We start from the raw sequence: 18,457 nt of genomic DNA, 5'->3' as shown, positions 1-18,457 counted from the left end.
TCGGCCGCGGGCTTCTGATTTTTCAGTCCCGAAGGAGGCGCTTAGTGCTCGCGGAAGGCGCGGGCGACCTGCTCCTCCAGCGGCTTGATGAGGTACTCGAACGGCGTCCGCTCGTTGACCTGCACGAAGACCTCGGCCTGCATGCCGGCGATCAGCTTCAGGTTGCCGAGCCGCTCGATCTCCTCGGGAGGAAGGCCGATGCGGATCGTGTAGAAGGTCGCGCCGGTCTGCTGGTCGCGGGACACATCCGCCGAGATCCGGGTGACCGTTCCCTGCAGTTCGGGCGTCGAGCGCTGGTTCGTGGCATGGACGCGCACGGTCGCCTTCTGGCCGATGGCCACCTGATCGATCTCGTTGGGGAGAACGCGGGCCTCCAGGTCGAGGGATTCGTTGGCCGGCACGATGAACATCACCGGCTCGGCGGGAGAGATGACGCCGCCGACGGTGTGCACGTTGAGCTGGTGGACGAAGCCGGAGCTGGGCGAACGGATCTCGATGCGCTTCAGCTGATCCTCGGCCGCTACGCGGCGCTCGGTATACTCGGCGATCTTGCCCTGGATCTCACGCAGCTCCTGCATGGCCTCGGCCCGCATCTGCTCGTCGATCTGGATGATCTGGAACGAGGTTTCGGCGATGCGGCCCTCGGCCTGGGCGATGGCGGCGATGAGCTGGCCGCGCTGCCCTTCGATGCTGGCGGCGTCGCGCTCTAGGGCGTTCAGGCGCGGAAGCTGCACGAGGTTCTTCTCGTAGAGCTCGCGGACGCCCTTGAGCTCGTCCTTGATGAGCTCGGCCTCGCGGGCCTTCGCGGCCTGCTGCGCCTTGAGGCCGGTGATCTCGTCCTGCGACTGGGAGATCCGCTTCTTGAGCTGGTCCTTCTGCGCCTCCCGGGCGGCCTTGCGGGCGTCGAAGAGAGTACGCTCGGAGCCCATGATCTTCTTGATCGCCGGGTCGTCGAGACGGCTGGCGAATTCGGCGGGCGTTTCGACCTGTGCCGCGCCGTCGCGCTCGGCCTCGAGGCGAGCCTGGCGGGCCAGGAACTCGTCGAGCTGCTTCGCCACGACCTGAAGATTGGCGCGGGTCAGGGTCTCGTCCAGGCGGATCAGGAGATCGCCCTCGGAGACGCGGTCGCCGTCACGGACCTTCAGCTCGCCGACGATGCCGCCCTCGGGGTGCTGCACCTTCTTGATGCTGGAATCGACCACGAACTGGCCTCCGGCGACCACCGCCCCGGACAGGGTGGCGGTTGCGGCCCACAGGCCGATCGTGCCGCCGAACAGGGCGATCAGCGACGTGCCGATGATGGCCGAGCGGCGCAGGGCCTTCTGGTGCCGCGACGGTTTCTGCGGCTTCTGGATTTGCATCAACATTTATCCGACCTCCCGCAGCGAGGCTGCCTGGGGTGCTGCGCCTGGCGCGGCCCGTGCGGGAGCCGGCGCCGGCGTCGTGTTACGCTTCATGACGGCCTGCAGGACCTCGTCCCGCGGACCGATGGCCTTGATCCGCCCCTCTTCCATGATGGCGACCACGTCCACGTTGCCGAGGGCGGCCGGACGGTGGGTGATCACGACCACGATGCCGCCGCGCTTGCGGACCGACAGGATGGCTTCGTTGAGGGCCTCGTCGCCGGCCCCGTCGAGGCTGGCATTCGGCTCGTCGAGCACCACGAGGAAGGGATCGCCGTAGAGGGCGCGGGCGAGGGCCACGCGCTGCCGCTGCCCCCCCGACAGGGAGGTGCCGCTCTCGCCGATCCGGGTGTTGTAGCCCTCCGGCAGGCCGAGGATCAGATCGTGCGCGCCGGCCGTCTTGGCCGCCGCAATGATGGCCTCCGGCTTCGCGTCGGGCTGGAAGCGGGCGATGTTCTCGGCCACCGTGCCGTCGAACAGCTCCACGTCCTGCGGGAGGTAGCCGATATGGCGGCCGAGCTGGTCCGATTCCCACTGCTCGATGGCCGCGCCGTCGAGGCGGATGTCGCCGCGCAGGGCCGACCACACGCCCACGAGGGCGCGGGCCAGGGTGGACTTGCCCGAGGCGCTGGGCCCGATCAGGCCGAGGCCTTGGCCGGCGCGAAGCTGGAACGAGGCTCCGGCCACGATGGGCGTGTTGCTGCCCGGGGCGCCCACATAGATGTCCTCTGCCACGAGCTCGCCCTTCGGGGCCGGCAGCGGCATGCGGTCTTCCTGGGCGGGAATGATCGACAGGATGTGCTCGAGGCGACGGTAGCCCTGGCGTGCGGCGGTGAAGCCCTTCCAGTGCGCGACGGCGATTTCGATGGGCGCCAGGGCGCGGGACATCATGATCGAGGCCGCGATCATCGAACCGCCCGAGACCTCGCCCTGGATCACCAGATAGGCGGCGAGGCCCAGGATGCCGGACTGCAGGATCATGCGGAAGACCTTGGCGAAGGCGCTGATGCCGGAGGTCGATTCGCTGGCGCGCAGGCCGTCATCCACGTGCTTGGTGTGAACCTCCTCGTAGCGGCGGCCCAGGAACTCGACCATGCCGAGCGCCCGGACGACCTCGGCGTTGCGCCGGCTGGTCTCCGCCATGGCGTGCCGTTCGGCGGCGCTCTTGGTGAGCTCGTAGGACGGACCCTTGCTCTTCGAGTCGGTGTAGAGGGTCAGGGCGATGATGACGATGCCGCCGATGACCGACATCCAGCCGAGCCAGGGATGGATGATGAAGCAGCCGATGAAGAAGATCGGCATGAAGGGCATGTCGAACAGAGCCGTGGGGCCGAGGCTCGACAGGAATCCGCGGATCTGGTCGAGGTCGCGGATCGGCTGCAGGCTCTCGGCCTGGCGGGCGCCCTTGAGGGGCATCGCCGCCACGAGGTCGAAGATCCGGCGGGAGAGCAGCTCGTCGAAACGGGCGCCGATGCGCGCCAGCATCTTGCCGCGGATGGCGTCGAGGCCGCCCTGGAGGAAGTAGGCCGCGAGAACGATCAGCGAGAGGCCGACGAGGGTCGAGATGCTCCGGCTCGACAGCACGCGGTCGTAGAGCTGCAGCATGTAGATGGAGCCGGTCAGGGCCAGAATGTTGACCACCGCCGAGAAAACGGCGACGCCGATGAAAGCTGGACTGCTGGCCTTCAGAGCGTCGAAGACTTCCGAGCTGTCGTCCCTGGATCTTCTCGATGCCTGCTTCATGTCTTCTTCCATTGTCGGGCCGGACAACAGCCCGCATGTTATTATTACCGATATCCCGCGCAGAACTCAAAGTGCTGCACAAGACTTTCCGCCCGGAGGCGGCTGCGATTTCGGGGTGTTTTACTATGACAGCAGACAACCTTCACTGCGGAGCAGTTTCCGGTTTCTTCACGCACTCTCATAGAGATCAGGTGCCCCCAAGCAGGCGCATTCCGTAACGCCACGCCTTTTGTAACCCTATTCAATGTAATTATGTCAACCAAAAGGCACTGCAAGCGGTTAACTTTCTTTTTTTACTCTTCATTTAGAGAGGGAACATAGAGAGAACACAAGGTATCAACGTAACTCTTTGGTAAATTTTCATAGTTAAACAAGGGTGATCTACCGATGAGGTGACACCATGGACTTGCGAAATCATTCTCAGGATTTGTCCGTTGCTCGCAAGCAGGCTTCCGGAGAAGCGTCTCCCCCAAAAGAGGTAGCCGGCCCCGTCCGGATCGATCCGAAGGCCAGCGCGGCCCTGGCAGCCGCCATCGCCAGCGCCAAACAGCCGGCGAAACCGGCGCAAAACGGCGAATCTGCCAAGCTTGCCTCCGTTCCTTCTCCTGCCCGGCGGCGCGGTTTCGTTTCGGCACGCCTGCCCCAGGCCGCTGCCGCCCTCGCGCTGATCGGCGCGTGCTGGTTCGCCTCCTATGCCGGCACTCAGGCTCATGGTGATTCGCTCCACCGGGCCGGGCTCGAGGCATCCCGCAGCCAGGGCGCTCTCGGGGAAGCCCTCGCCAAGCTGAGCACGGATCTCGAAGCGGTGCGAACGGAACTCGCAGCCCTCAAGGACAATTCGGCCGGCGCTGCGCAGCCGGAACCGGCCGGCCAGACGGATCTGGCGGAAAGGCTCGATGCCCTCGCCGCGGCGCTGCGCAATCCCGACGTGCGGTCCTCGGCCCTGGAGGCCAGGCTCGAGCGGATGGAAGGCCAGATCATAGCTGCCCTAACGGCCATGGCCGCCAAGCCTGCCGCGCCTGCCGCAGCGGCGCCGGCCGTGACCGATGCGGCCGTCCGCGCGCCGGAAGCGGCTCCCGCCCCCGTGGTGAAGTCGGTCCGGAATGAGCCGGTCAGCGGATGGGTCCTGCGGGAGGTCTACAACGGCGCGGCCCTCGTCGAGGGCCGGAACCGCCGCCTCTACGAGGTCGTCCCCGGCGGCATCGTTCCCGGCGTCGGCCGGGTCGAGGCCATCGAACGGCGCGGCCGGGACTGGGTGGTCCTGACCGACCGGGGCATCATCGGCAGCAGCTACCGATAGGACCGGGAGCCCAGGGCCTATCTGGGAATGATCCCGCGCAGGCCGTAGACGAGCACCGTGAAGGCGGCGAGGCTCACGAGATAGATGAGCGCGAACCAGAGGAGGCGCCTGCCGCGCCCCTCCGGCGGGCGTGTCGGTCCGGCCTTCATCAATGATACCCGTAGCCGCCGCCCTGGATCTCCTCCGCCACCTTGCCGCGGAACACGTAATAGGCATAGGCCGTGTAGGCGAAGGTCATCGGCATGGCGATGCCGAAGCCGATGAGGGCGAAGAGCTGGGAATTGACCGTGTTGGCCGTGTGCCAGACGGTCAGGTTCGGCGGCACGTTGTAGGGGAACAGGCTGACCCCGAGGCCGAGATAGCCGAGCAGGAACAGGCCGATCGCCAGGAAGAACGGCCGGTAATGGCGGCCCTCCTCCAGATCGCGGAAGAGCCGATAGGCCGTGTAGGCGGTGATCAGCGGAATCGGCGCCAGGAAGGCGATGTTGGGCCAGGAGAACCAGCGCGCCTCGATCTGCCTTTCGAGGAACGGCACCCAGGCCGAGACCAGCGCCATGGCGAGGATCGTCCCGACGAGGAACCGGATGGCCATGCGCCGGGCCCAGATCTCGAGCTCGCCGGTGGTCTTCATCACGCACCAGGTCGCCCCGAGGAGGCCGTAGCCGAAGATCAGGCTGATGCCCGTGAGCATGCTGAAGGGCGTCAGGAAATCCCACGTGCCGCCGGTGAACTGGCGCCCGTCATTGGCGAAGCCCTGCACGAAGGCGCCGAGCACCACGCCCTGGGAGAAGGTGGCGACGAGGGAGCCGAAGAAGAAGGCATTGTCCCACAGGAACTTCGACCTCTCGGCCTTGAAGCGGAACTCGAACGCCACGCCGCGGAAGATGAGGGCGATCAGCATCATGATGATGGGCACGTAGAGCGCCGGCATCAGAACCGCATAGGCGATGTGGAACACCGCGAAGAGGCCGCCGCCGCCGAGGATGAGCCAGGTCTCGTTCCCGTCCCAGATCGGCGCGACGGAGAACATCATGCGGTCGCGCCAGTTCTCGTTGTGCGCGCTCTTGAAGAGGATCCCGACGCCGAGATCGAACCCGTCGACGATCACGTACATGGCGACCGCCACCGCGATGAGACCCGCCCAGACCAGCGGCAGCCAGAAGGCGAGCCCCTCGTATTCCGTTCCGAAACCGAACATGACGCTGCCTCCTATTCGGCCGGTTGGGGTTTGTGGCCGGGACGCCCCTCCAGTCCCTCGTCGGGAACGGAGAAGGGCCGCTTGGGCTTCTTGCCCAGATCGTCGCCCCGGATGTCCTCGACAGGGTCGGGGCCGCGGCGAAGGAGCTTGGCGAGATAGTAGGATCCGAAGCCGAACACGAAGGCATAGACGATCACGAAGGTGGCGAGGGAGGCCGTCACGGCCCCCGCCGACACGGGCGAGACCGCATCGGCCGTCCGCAGAAGGCCGTAGACCACGTAGGGCTGGCGGCCGATCTCGGCGGTGAACCAGCCGAAGAGCACGGCGCCGAAGCCCGACGGCGTCATGATCATCGTCGCGGTAAGGAAAGTTCTGTTGGTGAACAGCGTGCCCTTCCAGCGCAGATAGACGCTCCACAGCCCGATCCCGAGCATCGCGAAACCGATGGCGACCATGATGCGGAAGGAGAAGAAGACGGGCCAGACCGGCGGGCGCTCGTCGCGCGGCACGTCCTTCAGGCCCGGCACGACGCCGTCATAAGCGTGCGTGAGGATCCAGCTTCCGATCTTCGGGATCGCGATCTCGTAATGGTTGGTCTCGGCCTCCTCGTCGGGGATGGCGAAGAGGCGAAGCGGCATGTTGGCCTGCGTCTCCCAGTTGCCCTCGATGGCCGCGAGCTTGGTGGGCTGGTACTCCAGCACTCCGAGGCCGTGAAGGTCGCCGATCACGATCTGGATCGGCACGAAGATGGTGGCGAACCAGAGCGCCATGGACATGGAGCGCCGCGAGCCTGCGAGCTTCGCCTCGGGCGCATCGTGCGGATGGCGCAGCAGCATCCAGGCGGACATGCCCGCCACCGCGAAGGCGGTGGTGAGATAGCAGCCCATCACCATATGCGCGTAGCGATAGGGGAAGGACGGATTGAAGATGATGCTGAACCAGTCCACCGGCACGGCCTTGCCGTTCTCGATCGCATAGCCGGCAGGCGTCTGCATCCAGGAATTGGCCGAGAGAATCCAGAAGGCGGACAACAGGGTGCCGAGCGCCACCATGCAGGTGGCGAAGAAGTGGAGCCTGTCGCCCACGCGCTCCCAGCCGAAGAGCATGATGCCGAGGAAGGCCGCTTCGAGGAAGAAGGCGGTGAACACCTCGTAGGCGATCAAGGGACCGAGCACGTTGCCGGTGAATTCGGAATAGCGCGACCAGTTCGTCCCGAACTGGTAGCTCATCACGATTCCCGACACCACACCGAGACCGAAGGAGACCGCGAAGACCTTCACCCAGAAGCGGAAGAGGTTGCGGTAGAGTGGGTTGCCCGTGCGCAGCCAGTTGAATTCCAGCGCCGCGAGCCAGCTGGCGAGGCCGATGGTAAAGGCCGGAAAGATGATGTGGAAGGCAACCGTGAACGCGAACTGGATGCGCGAAAGCATCAGAGCGTCGAATTCCATTTCCGCTTCCCCTTGGTGTCCCTCCTGCTTTTAGGGCGCGCGCAGGCCGTGACCAGAGGCGCACGCGCTTGGCAGGGCTGCGGCACAGGAATAGATTCAACCTAAATCGGACGCCATCCGGTGCTCAGGCGGGACAGCGCCTCCAGTTCGACCGCGTCGTGGCTGCAGAACGTTCTCACGCCGCTGCGCCGGTCGTTGGCGAGAGCACGCAGGCGCTCCTGGTTGCGAAGACGCGACGGCCGGTCCACCTCCATCATCCGCTGATACGCGGCGAGGCCCGGCGTGCAGCGGGGCTCCGGATCCATCTCGTAGCGATAGAAATAGGCATCGCCCGCATTGAGCAGCCAGCCCTCGGGCGTACGGATGGCGACGCCCGCATGGCCTGTCGTGTGACCCGGGAGGGGAATCATCAGGATCTCGGGCGGCAGGCCGTCGAGGTCGCGCACCGCCTCGAACCCGAACCAGCGCTCGCCGCCGCGCTCATAGAAGCGCCAGTTGCGCACCTCGTCCCATTGCTCGGGACGATAGCGGCGGCGGTTGATGAAGCCGCGTCGCATTTCGGCCGCCTCCATCTCGGCCTGCAGCACATGGACGCGGGCCTCCGGAAAGTCCTCCAGCCCGCCGGCATGGTCGAAGTCGAGATGGGTCAGGACGATGTGGCGCACGTCGCGGGGCGAGAACCCGCGGCTGCGCACCTGTTCCAGCGCCGTGTAGCGGTGCTCGAACTGGATGCGGTTGAAGTGAATGAAGAACGGGCTCAGCCGCTCGTAGGGCCGCTCCACGTCCCGCGTGCCGAAGCCCGTATCCACCAGCACGAGGCCGCCATCCGTCTCGACCAGGAGGCAGTGGCAGACGAGCTGTCCCGCAAGCCCACGGCTGACGCCGTCCATGAGCCGTCCGCCGACCGGACACATGCAGCCGCAATTGAGGTGGTGGACGCGCATTTCTCGAGCCTCGCCGGATGGGGTATGACCAAAGCCGTAACGCGAGGAGCGAGGAAAATGTTCGAGGCCGTCAGGCCCGCATCTCCTGCTGGCCCTGGGCCGAATGCGCCTTGCGCTTCCGGGACGCCTTGCGCTTGGTGGTTTCGATCTCCTGCGACAGGCGGGCCTGCAGCAGGGACAGGACGGCCGCCTCCTCGGGCCTGAGGCCGTCGAGATTGTCCCGCAGCTCGGCCTCGACCTCCTCCTTCAGCTCCAGCAGCAGCGATCCTTCGAGATAGCAGCTGAACACTTCCGGATGCACGTAGCACTTGCGGCAGATGGTGGGCGTGTTGCCGAGGCGCGTCGAGACCTGCTCGATCGCCTGCCGGATGTTCTTCTTGGCCTTGGCCTCGCTGTCGAATTCCTCGAATTCGGCGAGCGCCAGCGCGGCGAGAACCGTGCCGGCCCAGGTGCGGAAATCCTTGGCGGTGATGTCCCGCCCCGTCACCTCCTTGAGATAGGCGTTCACGTCGGCGGAGGTCACGGATTGCTGCTCGCCCTCCTCGTCCAGGTATTGGAAGAGATCCTGACCCGGCAGGTCCTGGCAGGCCTTCACGATCTTGGCGATGCGCCGGTCCTTCACGGAGAGCCGCCAGCTCTTGCCGCTCTTGCCCTTGAACTGAAAGCGCAGTTCCGTGCCGTCCACCTTCACGTGCGGGTCGCGCAGGGTGGTGAGCCCGTAGCTCTTGTTCTGCTTGGCATAGTCGGAATTGCCCACGCGGATGAGCGTGTTCTCGAGAAGGTGGACCACGGTGGCCAGCACCTTCTCGCGCGGCAGACCGCGCTGGCTCATGTGCTCGTCGATGGTCTTGCGGATCGCAGGCAGGGCATGCGCGAACTCGATCATGTGCTCGAACTTCGTGCTCTCCCGGATCTCGCGGAAGGCCGGATGGTAGCGGTACTGCTTGCGGCCCTTGGCGTCGCGGCCGGTCGCCTGGATGTGCCCGTTGGGCTTGGGGCAGATCCAGACATCCGTGTAGGCAGGCGGGATCGCGAGGGAGCGGATGCGCGCCAGCGTGTCCTTGTCGTCGATCTTCCTTCCATCCGGCCCCTGGTAGGTGAAGCCCTTGCCGGACTTCCTGCGCCGGATGCCGGGCTCCTCGTCGGACACGTAGAGAAGCCCTGCCGTCTCCGCCGCATCGCGCGGGTCGACGACGTTTTCGGACGAGGTGTTCGGATCCAGCAACATGACGCGCCTTGGGTTCGGCAGGGGAAGGGTCAACCGGACCGCGCCATCCCCGGTTCCCTCTGCGTTGCCGCAGCCCTGGCGCCCTGCCGGTCGTTGCGGATCTTCAGGACGAGGATCGTGGCGCTCATGCCGAGGCTCAAGAGGTTGAAGACAATGAGCGGCAGGCTGCCGAGCAGGAATCCGTAGATCGTCCACAGGACGAAGGCCGTGACGGTCACGATGTACATGCGCTTGGAGATCGCCGCCGTGTCCCGCTCCCGCCACGCCTTGAGAACCTGGGGCGCGAAGCTCGACGTCGACAGGAGACCCGCTGTCGTGCCCAGGATCGTCGGCAACCATTCGTTCATGCGCGTCTCCGTTCTCGCGGCTCACGGCAACGGACCATGGAGCGGGAGGGTTCCGGCGCATCGAGCGTCAAACCGTCTCCCCTTCCGGGCAAAATGCTCTAGAAGAACCGGGACCCTCATTCTGGATTGCCCGTGCCCTCTTCGCTTCCTCCCGATGTTCAAGGCCGCAAGCTCGTCTTCGTCGTCACCGAAGACTGGTTCTTCGCCTCGCATTTCCTGCCCATGGCCCGTGCGGCGCGGGAACTCGGCCTCGCGGTCACCGTGGTCACCCGCGTGCGCGCCCACCGGGAAGCCATCGAGGCGACGGGCGCGAAGGTGGTTCCCCTGCAGGCGGAGCGCCGGAGCCTCAACCCCATGACGGCGGGCTATGCCGCCGGCCAGCTCGCCTCGATCCTCAAGGCCGAGAAGGCGGATCTCGTCCATTGCATCGCGCTGCGGGGCATCCTGACCGGCGGCTTCGCGGCCGGCATGGCCGGGGTGGGGCGCCGGGTCTACGCCCTGACCGGCCTCGGCTTCATCGGCGCGCGCACGGACACCGTCGGCCGTCTCGCCCAGCGCGCCATCCGCCTGCTGGTGCGCGGCCTGGAGACGCGGGGGACCCGCTATCTGTTCGAGAACACGGACGATCCCAGGCTGATCGGCCTCGACCCGGCGGGGCCGAACGTCACCATCGTGGGCGGAGCCGGCATCGACCCGGAAGCCTTGAAGCCCGCTCCCCTGCCCCCGCAGCCGCCGCTCAGGGTCGCCGTCGTCGCCCGGATGCTCTGGTCTAAAGGCGTCGATCTCGCGGTCGAGGCGGTGCGGCAGGCCCGGGCGCGGGGCGCAGCCGTCGAGCTGTCCCTCTACGGCGCCCCCGATCCCTCCAATCCCAAGGCCATTCCGGAAAAGACCCTGAAGGAATGGGCGGCCGAGCCCGGCATCTCCTGGCACGGGGCGACCCGGGACGTGGCCGCCGTCTGGCGCGGCCACCACGTGGCCTGCCTGCCCTCGCGCGGCGGCGAGGGCCTGCCGCGCACCCTCCTGGAGGCCGCCTCCTGCGGCCGCGCCATCCTGACCACCGACGTGCCGGGCTGCCGCACCCTCGTCCGCCACGGGGTGGAGGGAATGCTCGTTCCCGCCGGGAATGCGGCCGATCTGGCCGATGCCCTGACCGACCTCGCGGGCGATCCCGGGCGCGTGGCCCGCCTGGGCGAGGCGGCCCGCGCCCGCGTGCTCGACGGCTTTACGGAGCGGGACGTGATGGAGGCCGTCAAGCGGCTCTACGTGTCGGCCCTGACCTCATGATCGCGGATCCGGTCGCCTTCATCCGTGCCGAAACCCGCCTGCGGCCCGTGCCGCACGCGCCGGAAATCGCCCTGCACGTGGCCGACGAGGCCACCGAGCTCTGGCAGAAAACGGAGGAGGAGCTCGGACGGATCGGCCTGCCGCCGCCCTTCTGGGCCTTCGCCTGGGCGGGCGGACAGGCGCTCGCCCGCTACATCCTCGACAATCCGGAAACCGTGCGGGGACGGCGGGTGCTGGACTTCGCGTCCGGATCGGGCCTGGTGGCCATCGCGGCCATGAAGGCGGGCGCGGCCCAGGTGACGGCCTGCGACATCGACCCCTTCGCCATCGCGGCCATGGGGCTCAATGCGGAGGCCAACGGGGTCGGGATCGAGCCCGTCCAGGCCGATCTCGTGGGGCAGGACCAGGGCTGGGACACGGTGCTCGCCGGCGACATCTGCTACGAGCGGGACCTGGCGCAGCGGGTGACCGACTGGCTCTTCGCCCTGAACGGGCGCGGCGCGACGGTTCTCATCGGCGATCCGGGCCGCAGCTATCTGCCCCTGGAGCGCCTGCAGAGGCTTGCCCTCTACGAGGTGCCCGTGACCCGGACCCTCGAGGATTCCGAGATCAAGAAGTCGAGCGTCTGGCGCTTCAGAACGCCCGGCGAAGCGTGATTCTTTGGGGCTCCGGCCGGTGAAAAGATATTTTATTCGCCCCCACCCCCTATGAAAACGTAGTGATATAACCTATATAAATACGGTGCATTCTTCAGGGTTATTCGAATTCTGCCCCCAACCGTCCATGATGAGTGATCACCATGCCCCATACTGTATCATATAAGAACTACGAGCATCATACCGGCACCCGGGCTCAGGCCATGGCGCCGTCCAAGGAAACGGCGCAGGCCCTTGCCCGGGCGGAAACGATCTGCCGGGCCCATGGCGTCCGCCTGACGACGATCCGCCGGACCGTCCTGGAGGCGCTCTACTCCAGCCAGAAGCCGCTGGGCGCCTATGAACTGGCGGACCTCCTGGCCTCGAACGCCCGGCGCATGGCGCCGATCACGGTCTATCGCGCCCTGGACTTCCTGATCGAACAGGGACTGGCGCACCGTCTGGCGAGCCGGAACGCCTATATCAGCACCCTCCACGACGACGGCAGCCAGGAGGCGACGGCGTATCTGATCTGCGACGGCTGCGGCACGGTCGAGCCGGCTTCCTCGGCCGCCTTCGCGGGCGCCCTCTCCGATCTCCTGGCCCGGGCCGATTTCGAGCCGCGGGCGAAGGTCCTGGAGGTCGCCGGCCATTGCAGCCGCTGCCAGGGCCATGGTCACGGACGCCACTGAGCGATCCGTCGGCGGGCCAAGAGGCCGCGCTTGACGAACGAGGGTTTTGGCATCAGCTAATCCACGGCAGCGGGCCGCTGCAGCCGTGGATCAGCATATGACTTCCAGCACCCTATCTCCCGAGATCCGGACCTCCGCCGAGGTCCTGGCGGGCCCCGCCCCGCGCCATCGCACGGTCGGCGTGCGGGTCGGCTCCGTCACGGTCGGCGGAGGCGCTCCGGTGGTCGTCCAGTCCATGACCAACACCGACACGGCGGACGTGGACGCGACCGTCGCCCAGGTGGCGGCGCTCGCCCGCACCGGCTCGGAGATCGTCCGCATCACCGTGGACCGCGACGAGGCCGCGGCGGCCGTGCCGAGGATCCGGGAGCGGCTCGACCGGCTCGGCGTCACCGTGCCCCTCGTCGGCGACTTCCACTACATCGGCCATCAGCTCCTTGCCGACCATCCCGCCTGCGCCGAAGCCCTCGACAAGTACCGGATCAACCCGGGCAATGTGGGCTTCAAGGAGAAGAAGGACCGGCAGTTCGGCGCGATCGTCGAGCAGGCGATCAAGCACGGCAAGGCCGTGCGCATCGGCGCCAACTGGGGCTCCCTCGACCAGGAGCTCCTGACCCACCTGATGAACGAGAACGCGGCCTCGGCCAACCCGCGCGACATGCGCTGGGTCACCCGCGAGGCCATGATCCAGTCCGCCCTCCTCTCGGCGGCTCGCGCCGAGGAGATCGGCCTCGGGCGCGACCGGATCATCCTGTCGGCCAAGGTCTCGGCCGTTCAGGACCTGATCGCCGTGTACCAGGAACTGGCCCGCCGCTCCGATTATGCCATTCATCTGGGCCTGACCGAGGCCGGCATGGGCTCGAAGGGCATCGTCGCCTCCTCGGCCGCCATCGGCATCCTGCTCCAGCAGGGCATCGGCGACACGATCCGCTTCTCCCTGACGCCGGAACCCGGCGGCGACCGGACCCTCGAGGTCAAGGCGGCCCAGGAACTGCTCCAGACCATGGGCTTTCGCACCTTCGTGCCGCTGGTGGCCGCCTGCCCGGGCTGCGGACGCACCACCTCGTCGGTGTTCCAGGAGCTGGCGCAGGACATCCAGTCGTGGATTTCCACCTCGATGCCGGAATGGCGCCGGCAATATCCGGGCGTGGAGAACCTGAACGTGGCGGTCATGGGCTGCATCGTGAACGGCCCCGGCGAGTCCAAGCACGCCAATATCGGCATCTCGCTGCCGGGGACAGGCGAGCAGCCGGCCGCCCCGGTCTTCATCGACGGCCGCAAGGCCCTGACCCTGCGTGGCCCGACGCTGGCCCAGGACTTCCAGAAACTGGTGCTCGACTATATCGAGAAAAACTACGGCCAGGCGGGGCGGGACGCTGCGGAATAGCTGGCAAAGCCTTTATTCCCAAAGGGACTCCGTCTCGAATTCCGTTTTACGGCCGGGCGCAATGTGCTAAAGAGCCGCCGCGCCGGCACGGACGGCCGCCGCGTCCAGCGAGGAAGGGCTCCCTTCGTCGTTTCGTAACGCAGTTGAACAAGGGCCGTCTGCGGATCCATCCGCAAAGTAGATCATATGGCAGATCAACACGCTGTCGCCCCCGGGCACGCCGATTCCGTCGCGCCGGAGGCCACTCTCCCCGAAAACCATGCTCATGCAGGCTTCTGGACGCTTGTGCTCGGAGCCATCGGCGTGGTCTTCGGGGACATCGGCACGAGCCCGCTCTACGCCTTCAAGGAATCGGTCGCTGCCGCCGCCGCCGGCGGGCCCGTGACGCGCGACATCATCCTGGGCGTCCTGTCCCTGATCCTGTGGTCCCTCGTCCTGGTGGTGACCGCGAAATACGTGTTCATCCTCCTGCGCGCCGACAACCGCGGCGAGGGCGGAACGCTCACCCTGGTGGCCCTGGCCCAGCGGGCCACCCGGCAGAGGCGCGGCATCGTCCTGATGCTCGGCATCGTCGGCGCCGGGCTCTTCTACGGCGACGCGGTTCTCACGCCCGCCATCTCGGTCCTCTCGGCGGTCGAAGGGCTGAAGCTCGTCGCCCCGACCCTGGAATCCTACGTGGTGCCCGTCACCCTGGCGATCCTGACCGCGCTCTTCCTCGTCCAGAGCCGTGGAACGGGGCGGGTCGCGGCCTTCTTCGGGCCGATCATGCTGGTCTGGTTCGCCGCCCTGGCCCTGGCCGGGGGCCTGCACATCGCGGACGATCCGACGGTGCTGACAGCGATCAATCCGCTGCACGGCATCCAGTTCTTCTACTATCATCCCAGCGTTTCGCTGGCGGTCCTCGGAGCCGTCTGCCTGGCGGTGACCGGCGCCGAGGCCCTTTATGCGGATCTCGGCCATTTCGGCGCCAAGCCGATTCGCAGCGCCTGGCTCTACATCGTCTTCCCGGCCCTCGTGATCAATTATTTCGGCCAGGGCGCCATGGTCCTGTCCCATCCCGAGACGGCCGAATCGCCCCTGTTCCGCCTCGTGCCGGACTGGGCCCTCGTTCCGATGATCATCCTGGCGACGCTCGCCACCATCATCGCCAGCCAGGCCGTCATCACCGGCGCCTTCTCCCTGACGCGCCAGGCCGTGCAGCTCGGCCTTCTGCCCCGGCTCGAGATCCGCTTCACCTCGGAGACGCACCAGGGCCAGATCTACCTGCCCAAGGTGAACACGTTCCTGCTGTTCGGCGTGATCGTCCTCGTCCTGATCTTCGGTTCGTCGAGCAACCTGTCTCATGCCTACGGCGTGTCCGTCTTCGGCGCCATGTCGGTGGACGCGATCCTGGCGATCATCGTGATCTGGAAGGGCTGGCGCTGGACGCTCGGCCTGACGCTCGTGGTGATGCTGCCCTTCCTGTTCATCGATCTGGCCTTCTTCGGCGCCAACCTGCTGAAGGTCTTCACGGGCGGCTACGTACCGATCATCCTCGCCTCCGTCCTCATCACGGTGATGTGGACCTGGGTGAAGGGCACCGGAATCCTGTTCGAGAAGACGCGCAAGATCGACGTGCCCTTCCTCGAACTGGTGAAGATGCTGGAGAAGAGCCCGCCGCACCGGGTGAAGGGCACCGCCGTCTTCCTGACGAGCGATCCCGATACGGCCCCGGCGGCCCTGCTGCACAACCTCAAGCACAACAAGGTGCTGCACGAGAAGAACGTCATCCTGACCGTGAAGAGCGAGGACGTGCCCCGGGTCGAGGACGAGGACCGCGTGAGCATCGAGGACGTGGGCGACTCGTTCTGGCGCATCCAGTTGAACTACGGCTACATGGAGACGCCCAACATCCCGCGCGGCCTCGCCATCCTGCGCAAGCAGGGCTTCAAGTTCGACATCATGGCGACGTCGTTCTTCCTCTCGCGCCGCTCGATCCGCCCCGCCACCCATTCGGGCATGCCGCTCTGGCAGGACAAGCTGTTCATCAGCCTGGCCAAATCGGCGAGCGACGCCACGGACTTCTTCCAGATCCCCACCGGGCGCGTGGTCGAGGTCGGAACGCAGGTGACCGTCTAAGGCGTTGTGGTCCGGGCGGTCCGGTGCCACTCTGGCGGCCGCCATGACCGATCTGACGCTGCCCTCCATCACTCTCGTCCGCCCCAGCCTGGAGTGGCTGTCCGCCTACGAGGACGCCCTCGCCCGCGGCTGGTCGCCCAACACCGACCAGGACGTCAGCCGCGAACAGCTGAGGCAGCTCCGGCGCGATCCGGTGCGCTTTCTCCACAATCTCTACAACAGCCCGACGGTGAGGCTGCCGGACGGGCGGGACGTTCCCCGCCTGCCGGCGCACGATTTCTGGATCAGCGACGGCGATTTCTGCGGCCGGATCGGCTTTCGCTTCCAGCGCGGGACGGAGGACCTGCCGCGCACCGCCTATGGCCATATCGGCTATACCATCGTTCCCTGGAAGCAGCGGCGCGGCTACGCCACCGAGGCGCTGCGCCGGATCCTGCCGCTCGCCCGCGCCGAGGGCTTTTCCCGCGTGCTGATCACCTGCGACGACGACAACGAGGGGTCCAGGAAGGTCATTCTCGCCAACGGCGGAACGCCCGCGGGAATGACGCCCCACGACCGGCGCCCGGGGCACTGGAAGCTTGGTTTCTGGGTTGCCACCCCCGAGCTCTGAGGGACCTCAGACCTGCCGCTCGACCACGAAGCGCACCGCGTCGCGCAGGACCTCTCCTTGCGGGCCGAAGCCGTCGAGGGCGCCCTGCGCCTTCTCGACGAGCCGGCGGCACTCGCGCCGGGCGCCGTCCATGCCGAGCAGGTCCACCAGGGTGGCCTTGCCCTTTTCCAGGTCCTTGCCCGTGCGTTTGCCCAGAGCCTCGGCGGAGGATTCCCGGTCGAGGATGTCGTCGGCCACCTGGAAGGCCGCGCCCAAGGCCCGCCCGTACTCCATGAGCCCGGCGCGGGCCGGCGCATCCGCACGGCCGAGAATGGCGCCCGCCTCGACGGAAAAGGCCAGAATGGCCCCGGTCTTCATCATCTGGAGGAGCCGCACGTCGGCCTCGGACAGGTCCGCCGGTCCGTAGCGGCCCTCGGCCGACAGGTCGAGGAGCTGGCCGCCCACCATGCCGCCGAGACCGGCGGCGCGGGCGAGGCCCAGCACGAGATCGGAGCGGATGCCCGCATCCGGATCGGTCGCCGGATCGGCCAGCACCTCGAAGGCCAGGGTCTGGAGGGCATCGCCCGCCAGGATCGCGGTCGCCTCGTCGAAGGCACGGTGCACGGTCGGGCGCCCCCGGCGCAGGTCGTCGTCGTCCATGGAAGGCAGGTCGTCGTGCACCAGGGAATAGCAGTGCAGGAGCTCGACGGCGCAGCCGGCCCTGACGGCCCCCTCGCCCTCGTGGCCCAGCAGGCGCGCGGCCTCGATGGTGAGAAACGGACGCAGGCGCTTGCCGCCGCCTAAGGCCGCATGTCGCATGGCGGCCATCAGCCGAGGAGGCCGGGCAATCTCGCCGTGGCGGGCTTTGTCTGATAGCAAGGCTTCGAGACCTGCTTCGACAACCCCTGCGGCCTGCGCGAGCCGCGCCGTGAAAGTGCTGGTGGATGGCGTCATGATGAGCCTGGATTCGGATGGTGCGGCAGCCCCGTCCGGGAAAATCGCTGAGGGACAATCCGGGCCGGAATGGACGCTGCAGGCGGATCGAAAGAGGTCTCCGATGACGGTGACCCGTTTTCTGCGCCGCCTCGTCCAGATCGGCCTGGGGTTGATACTCTTATGGGTGGGTGCGGTCTTTTGGCTAGGGCTTTTGTACTGGGTCGTGCCGCCGGTCTCCACCCTGATGCTGGGCCGCTGGATGACCCTGCAGCCGGTCGAGCGCGACTATGTCGGGCTGGAGGAGATCTCGCCCCACCTGCCGCTCGCCGTCATGACCTCCGAGGACAGCCGCTTCTGCGGGCATAACGGCGTGGATTGGGTCGAGCTGCGGGAGGTCGTGGAGGCGGCCGACGAGGACGGCCCCTCCCGGGGGGCCTCGACGATTCCCATGCAGACGGCCAAGAACCTCTTCCTTTGGCCGAGCCGCTCCTACATCCGCAAGGGGATGGAGGTTCCGGTGGCGCTGTATCTCGACCTGATCTGGTCGAAGCGGCGCATGATGGAGAACTATCTCAACATCGCCGAATGGGGCGAGGGCATCTTCGGGGCCGAGGCGGCGGCGCGGCACTATTTCCGCAAGCCCGCCAAGAACCTCACCCAGCGCGAGGCCGCCCTGCTCGCCACCGCCCTGCCGAACCCGATCGTGCGCAATCCCGGCCGCCCCAGCAGTCGCCACCGGGCCTTGGCAGGACGGCTCGCGGCGCGCATGTCGCGTCAGGCGCCCTATACGGATTGCCTGAAAAGTTAGCTCTTGGGCTTGGGGGACTAGATATTTCCTCCAAGACCTTGTATGAGGCGCAACCTCATCAGATTGAGATGTGAGCGTTCCCCGGCTCGAGCGGGCGCTCCGCTTTTGACCCGGAGACGAGAAATGGCCGTTCCAAAGAGAAAAACGTCGCCTTCGCGGCGCGGCATGCGTCGCTCCGCCGATGCCTTGAAGGCCCCGACCTACATCGAGGACAAGGATTCCGGCGAGCTGCGCCGTCCTCACCATATCGACCTGAAGTCCGGCGTTTATCGCGGCCGTCAGGTGCTGAAGGTGAAGACCGAAGCGTAAGCAGCGCGACATGCGACAATAAGAACCGGTGCTTCGGCGCCGGTTTTTTTGTGCCCGAAATCCACCGGCCAAGCTTGTCTTTCGAGCG

At 66.8% G+C, this 18,457-nt stretch carries 18 protein-coding genes; 9 read left to right on the top strand and 9 right to left on the bottom strand.

Annotated elements, in window-relative coordinates:
- Nucleotides 1–41 precede the first annotated feature (41 nt).
- Both ACFOYU_RS02850 and ACFOYU_RS02845 read right to left on the bottom strand, forming a co-directional pair.
- Complete coding sequence (locus tag ACFOYU_RS02850; protein WP_226737433.1) at nt 42–1,361, bottom strand: HlyD family type I secretion periplasmic adaptor subunit; 1,320 nt, start codon at nt 1,359–1,361, stop codon at nt 42–44.
- A 6-nt stretch (nt 1,362–1,367) separates the two neighbouring features.
- The gene (locus tag ACFOYU_RS02845) at nt 1,368–3,146 is read right to left on the bottom strand and encodes a type I secretion system permease/ATPase (RefSeq protein ID WP_377032320.1); all 1,779 of its coding nucleotides are present in this window, start codon (nt 3,144–3,146) and stop codon (nt 1,368–1,370) included.
- Between the two features lie 400 nt (nt 3,147–3,546).
- Between ACFOYU_RS02845 and ACFOYU_RS02840 the strand changes: the two genes are divergently transcribed.
- Nucleotides 3,547–4,446 carry a hypothetical protein gene (locus tag ACFOYU_RS02840; RefSeq protein WP_377032319.1) on the top strand — a complete coding sequence of 300 codons (900 nt, stop codon included), beginning with the start codon at nt 3,547–3,549 and terminating at the stop codon, nt 4,444–4,446.
- Nucleotides 4,447–4,463: 17 nt separating this feature from the next.
- Here ACFOYU_RS02840 and ACFOYU_RS02835 read toward each other — a convergent pair whose 3' ends face one another.
- From ACFOYU_RS02835 to ACFOYU_RS02810, 6 genes are all read right to left on the bottom strand, one after another.
- The gene (locus tag ACFOYU_RS02835; protein WP_264196318.1) at nt 4,464–4,595 is read right to left on the bottom strand and encodes a hypothetical protein; all 132 of its coding nucleotides are present in this window, start codon (nt 4,593–4,595) and stop codon (nt 4,464–4,466) included.
- Nucleotides 4,595–5,644, bottom strand: a complete 1,050-nt coding sequence (gene cydB, locus ACFOYU_RS02830) for a cytochrome d ubiquinol oxidase subunit II (protein WP_226737440.1) — start codon at nt 5,642–5,644, stop codon at nt 4,595–4,597. Before cydB ends, ACFOYU_RS02835 begins: the two co-directional genes overlap by 1 nt.
- 11 nt (nt 5,645–5,655) lie before the next feature.
- The gene (locus ACFOYU_RS02825) at nt 5,656–7,092 is read right to left on the bottom strand and encodes a cytochrome ubiquinol oxidase subunit I (RefSeq protein ID WP_377032318.1); all 1,437 of its coding nucleotides are present in this window, start codon (nt 7,090–7,092) and stop codon (nt 5,656–5,658) included.
- A 101-nt stretch (nt 7,093–7,193) separates the two neighbouring features.
- Nucleotides 7,194–8,036, bottom strand: coding sequence for an MBL fold metallo-hydrolase (locus tag ACFOYU_RS02820; protein ID WP_377032317.1), 843 nt, complete (start codon nt 8,034–8,036; stop codon nt 7,194–7,196).
- Nucleotides 8,037–8,106: 70 nt separating this feature from the next.
- Nucleotides 8,107–9,264 carry a DNA topoisomerase IB gene (locus ACFOYU_RS02815; RefSeq protein ID WP_226737446.1) on the bottom strand — a complete coding sequence of 386 codons (1,158 nt, stop codon included), beginning with the start codon at nt 9,262–9,264 and terminating at the stop codon, nt 8,107–8,109.
- Between the two features lie 29 nt (nt 9,265–9,293).
- The gene (locus ACFOYU_RS02810) at nt 9,294–9,611 is read right to left on the bottom strand and encodes a SemiSWEET family sugar transporter (RefSeq protein ID WP_226737448.1); all 318 of its coding nucleotides are present in this window, start codon (nt 9,609–9,611) and stop codon (nt 9,294–9,296) included.
- A gap of 132 nt (nt 9,612–9,743) precedes the next feature.
- Between ACFOYU_RS02810 and ACFOYU_RS02805 the strand changes: the two genes are divergently transcribed.
- From ACFOYU_RS02805 to ACFOYU_RS02780, 6 genes are all read left to right on the top strand, one after another.
- Nucleotides 9,744–10,895, top strand: coding sequence for a glycosyltransferase family 4 protein (locus ACFOYU_RS02805; protein WP_377032316.1), 1,152 nt, complete (start codon nt 9,744–9,746; stop codon nt 10,893–10,895).
- Nucleotides 10,892–11,551: a class I SAM-dependent methyltransferase gene (locus tag ACFOYU_RS02800; protein ID WP_377032315.1), complete on the top strand. Its 660-nt coding sequence runs from the start codon at nt 10,892–10,894 to the stop codon at nt 11,549–11,551. Before ACFOYU_RS02805 ends, ACFOYU_RS02800 begins: the two co-directional genes overlap by 4 nt.
- A 143-nt stretch (nt 11,552–11,694) precedes the next feature.
- Complete coding sequence (locus ACFOYU_RS02795) at nt 11,695–12,222, top strand: Fur family transcriptional regulator (protein ID WP_377032314.1); 528 nt, start codon at nt 11,695–11,697, stop codon at nt 12,220–12,222.
- Between the two features lie 97 nt (nt 12,223–12,319).
- Nucleotides 12,320–13,609, top strand: a complete 1,290-nt coding sequence (gene ispG / locus ACFOYU_RS02790; RefSeq protein ID WP_226737457.1) for a flavodoxin-dependent (E)-4-hydroxy-3-methylbut-2-enyl-diphosphate synthase — start codon at nt 12,320–12,322, stop codon at nt 13,607–13,609.
- Between the two features lie 186 nt (nt 13,610–13,795).
- Nucleotides 13,796–15,727: a potassium transporter Kup gene (locus ACFOYU_RS02785; protein WP_226737459.1), complete on the top strand. Its 1,932-nt coding sequence runs from the start codon at nt 13,796–13,798 to the stop codon at nt 15,725–15,727.
- A 43-nt stretch (nt 15,728–15,770) separates the two neighbouring features.
- The gene (locus ACFOYU_RS02780) at nt 15,771–16,337 is read left to right on the top strand and encodes a GNAT family N-acetyltransferase (protein WP_377032313.1); all 567 of its coding nucleotides are present in this window, start codon (nt 15,771–15,773) and stop codon (nt 16,335–16,337) included.
- Between the two features lie 6 nt (nt 16,338–16,343).
- Here ACFOYU_RS02780 and ACFOYU_RS02775 read toward each other — a convergent pair whose 3' ends face one another.
- Nucleotides 16,344–17,270 (bottom strand): polyprenyl synthetase family protein, encoded by a 927-nt coding sequence (locus ACFOYU_RS02775; RefSeq protein WP_377032312.1) that lies wholly within the window; start codon nt 17,268–17,270, stop codon nt 16,344–16,346.
- Between the two features lie 103 nt (nt 17,271–17,373).
- Between ACFOYU_RS02775 and mtgA the strand changes: the two genes are divergently transcribed.
- Together mtgA and rpmF are read left to right on the top strand one after the other, a co-directional pair.
- Nucleotides 17,374–18,060, top strand: coding sequence for a monofunctional biosynthetic peptidoglycan transglycosylase (gene mtgA / locus ACFOYU_RS02770; RefSeq protein ID WP_377032311.1), 687 nt, complete (start codon nt 17,374–17,376; stop codon nt 18,058–18,060).
- Between the two features lie 123 nt (nt 18,061–18,183).
- The gene (rpmF, locus tag ACFOYU_RS02765) at nt 18,184–18,369 is read left to right on the top strand and encodes a 50S ribosomal protein L32 (protein ID WP_226737467.1); all 186 of its coding nucleotides are present in this window, start codon (nt 18,184–18,186) and stop codon (nt 18,367–18,369) included.
- Nucleotides 18,370–18,457: the final 88 nt, after the last annotated feature.

The sequence above is a fragment of the Microvirga sp. GCM10011540 genome (genome assembly GCF_042650665.1).
Lineage (GTDB): Bacteria > Pseudomonadota > Alphaproteobacteria > Rhizobiales > Beijerinckiaceae > Microvirga > Microvirga lenta.
The sequence above is the reverse complement of the archived record's forward strand: the minus strand, read 5'-3'. Positions and strand labels throughout refer to the sequence as shown.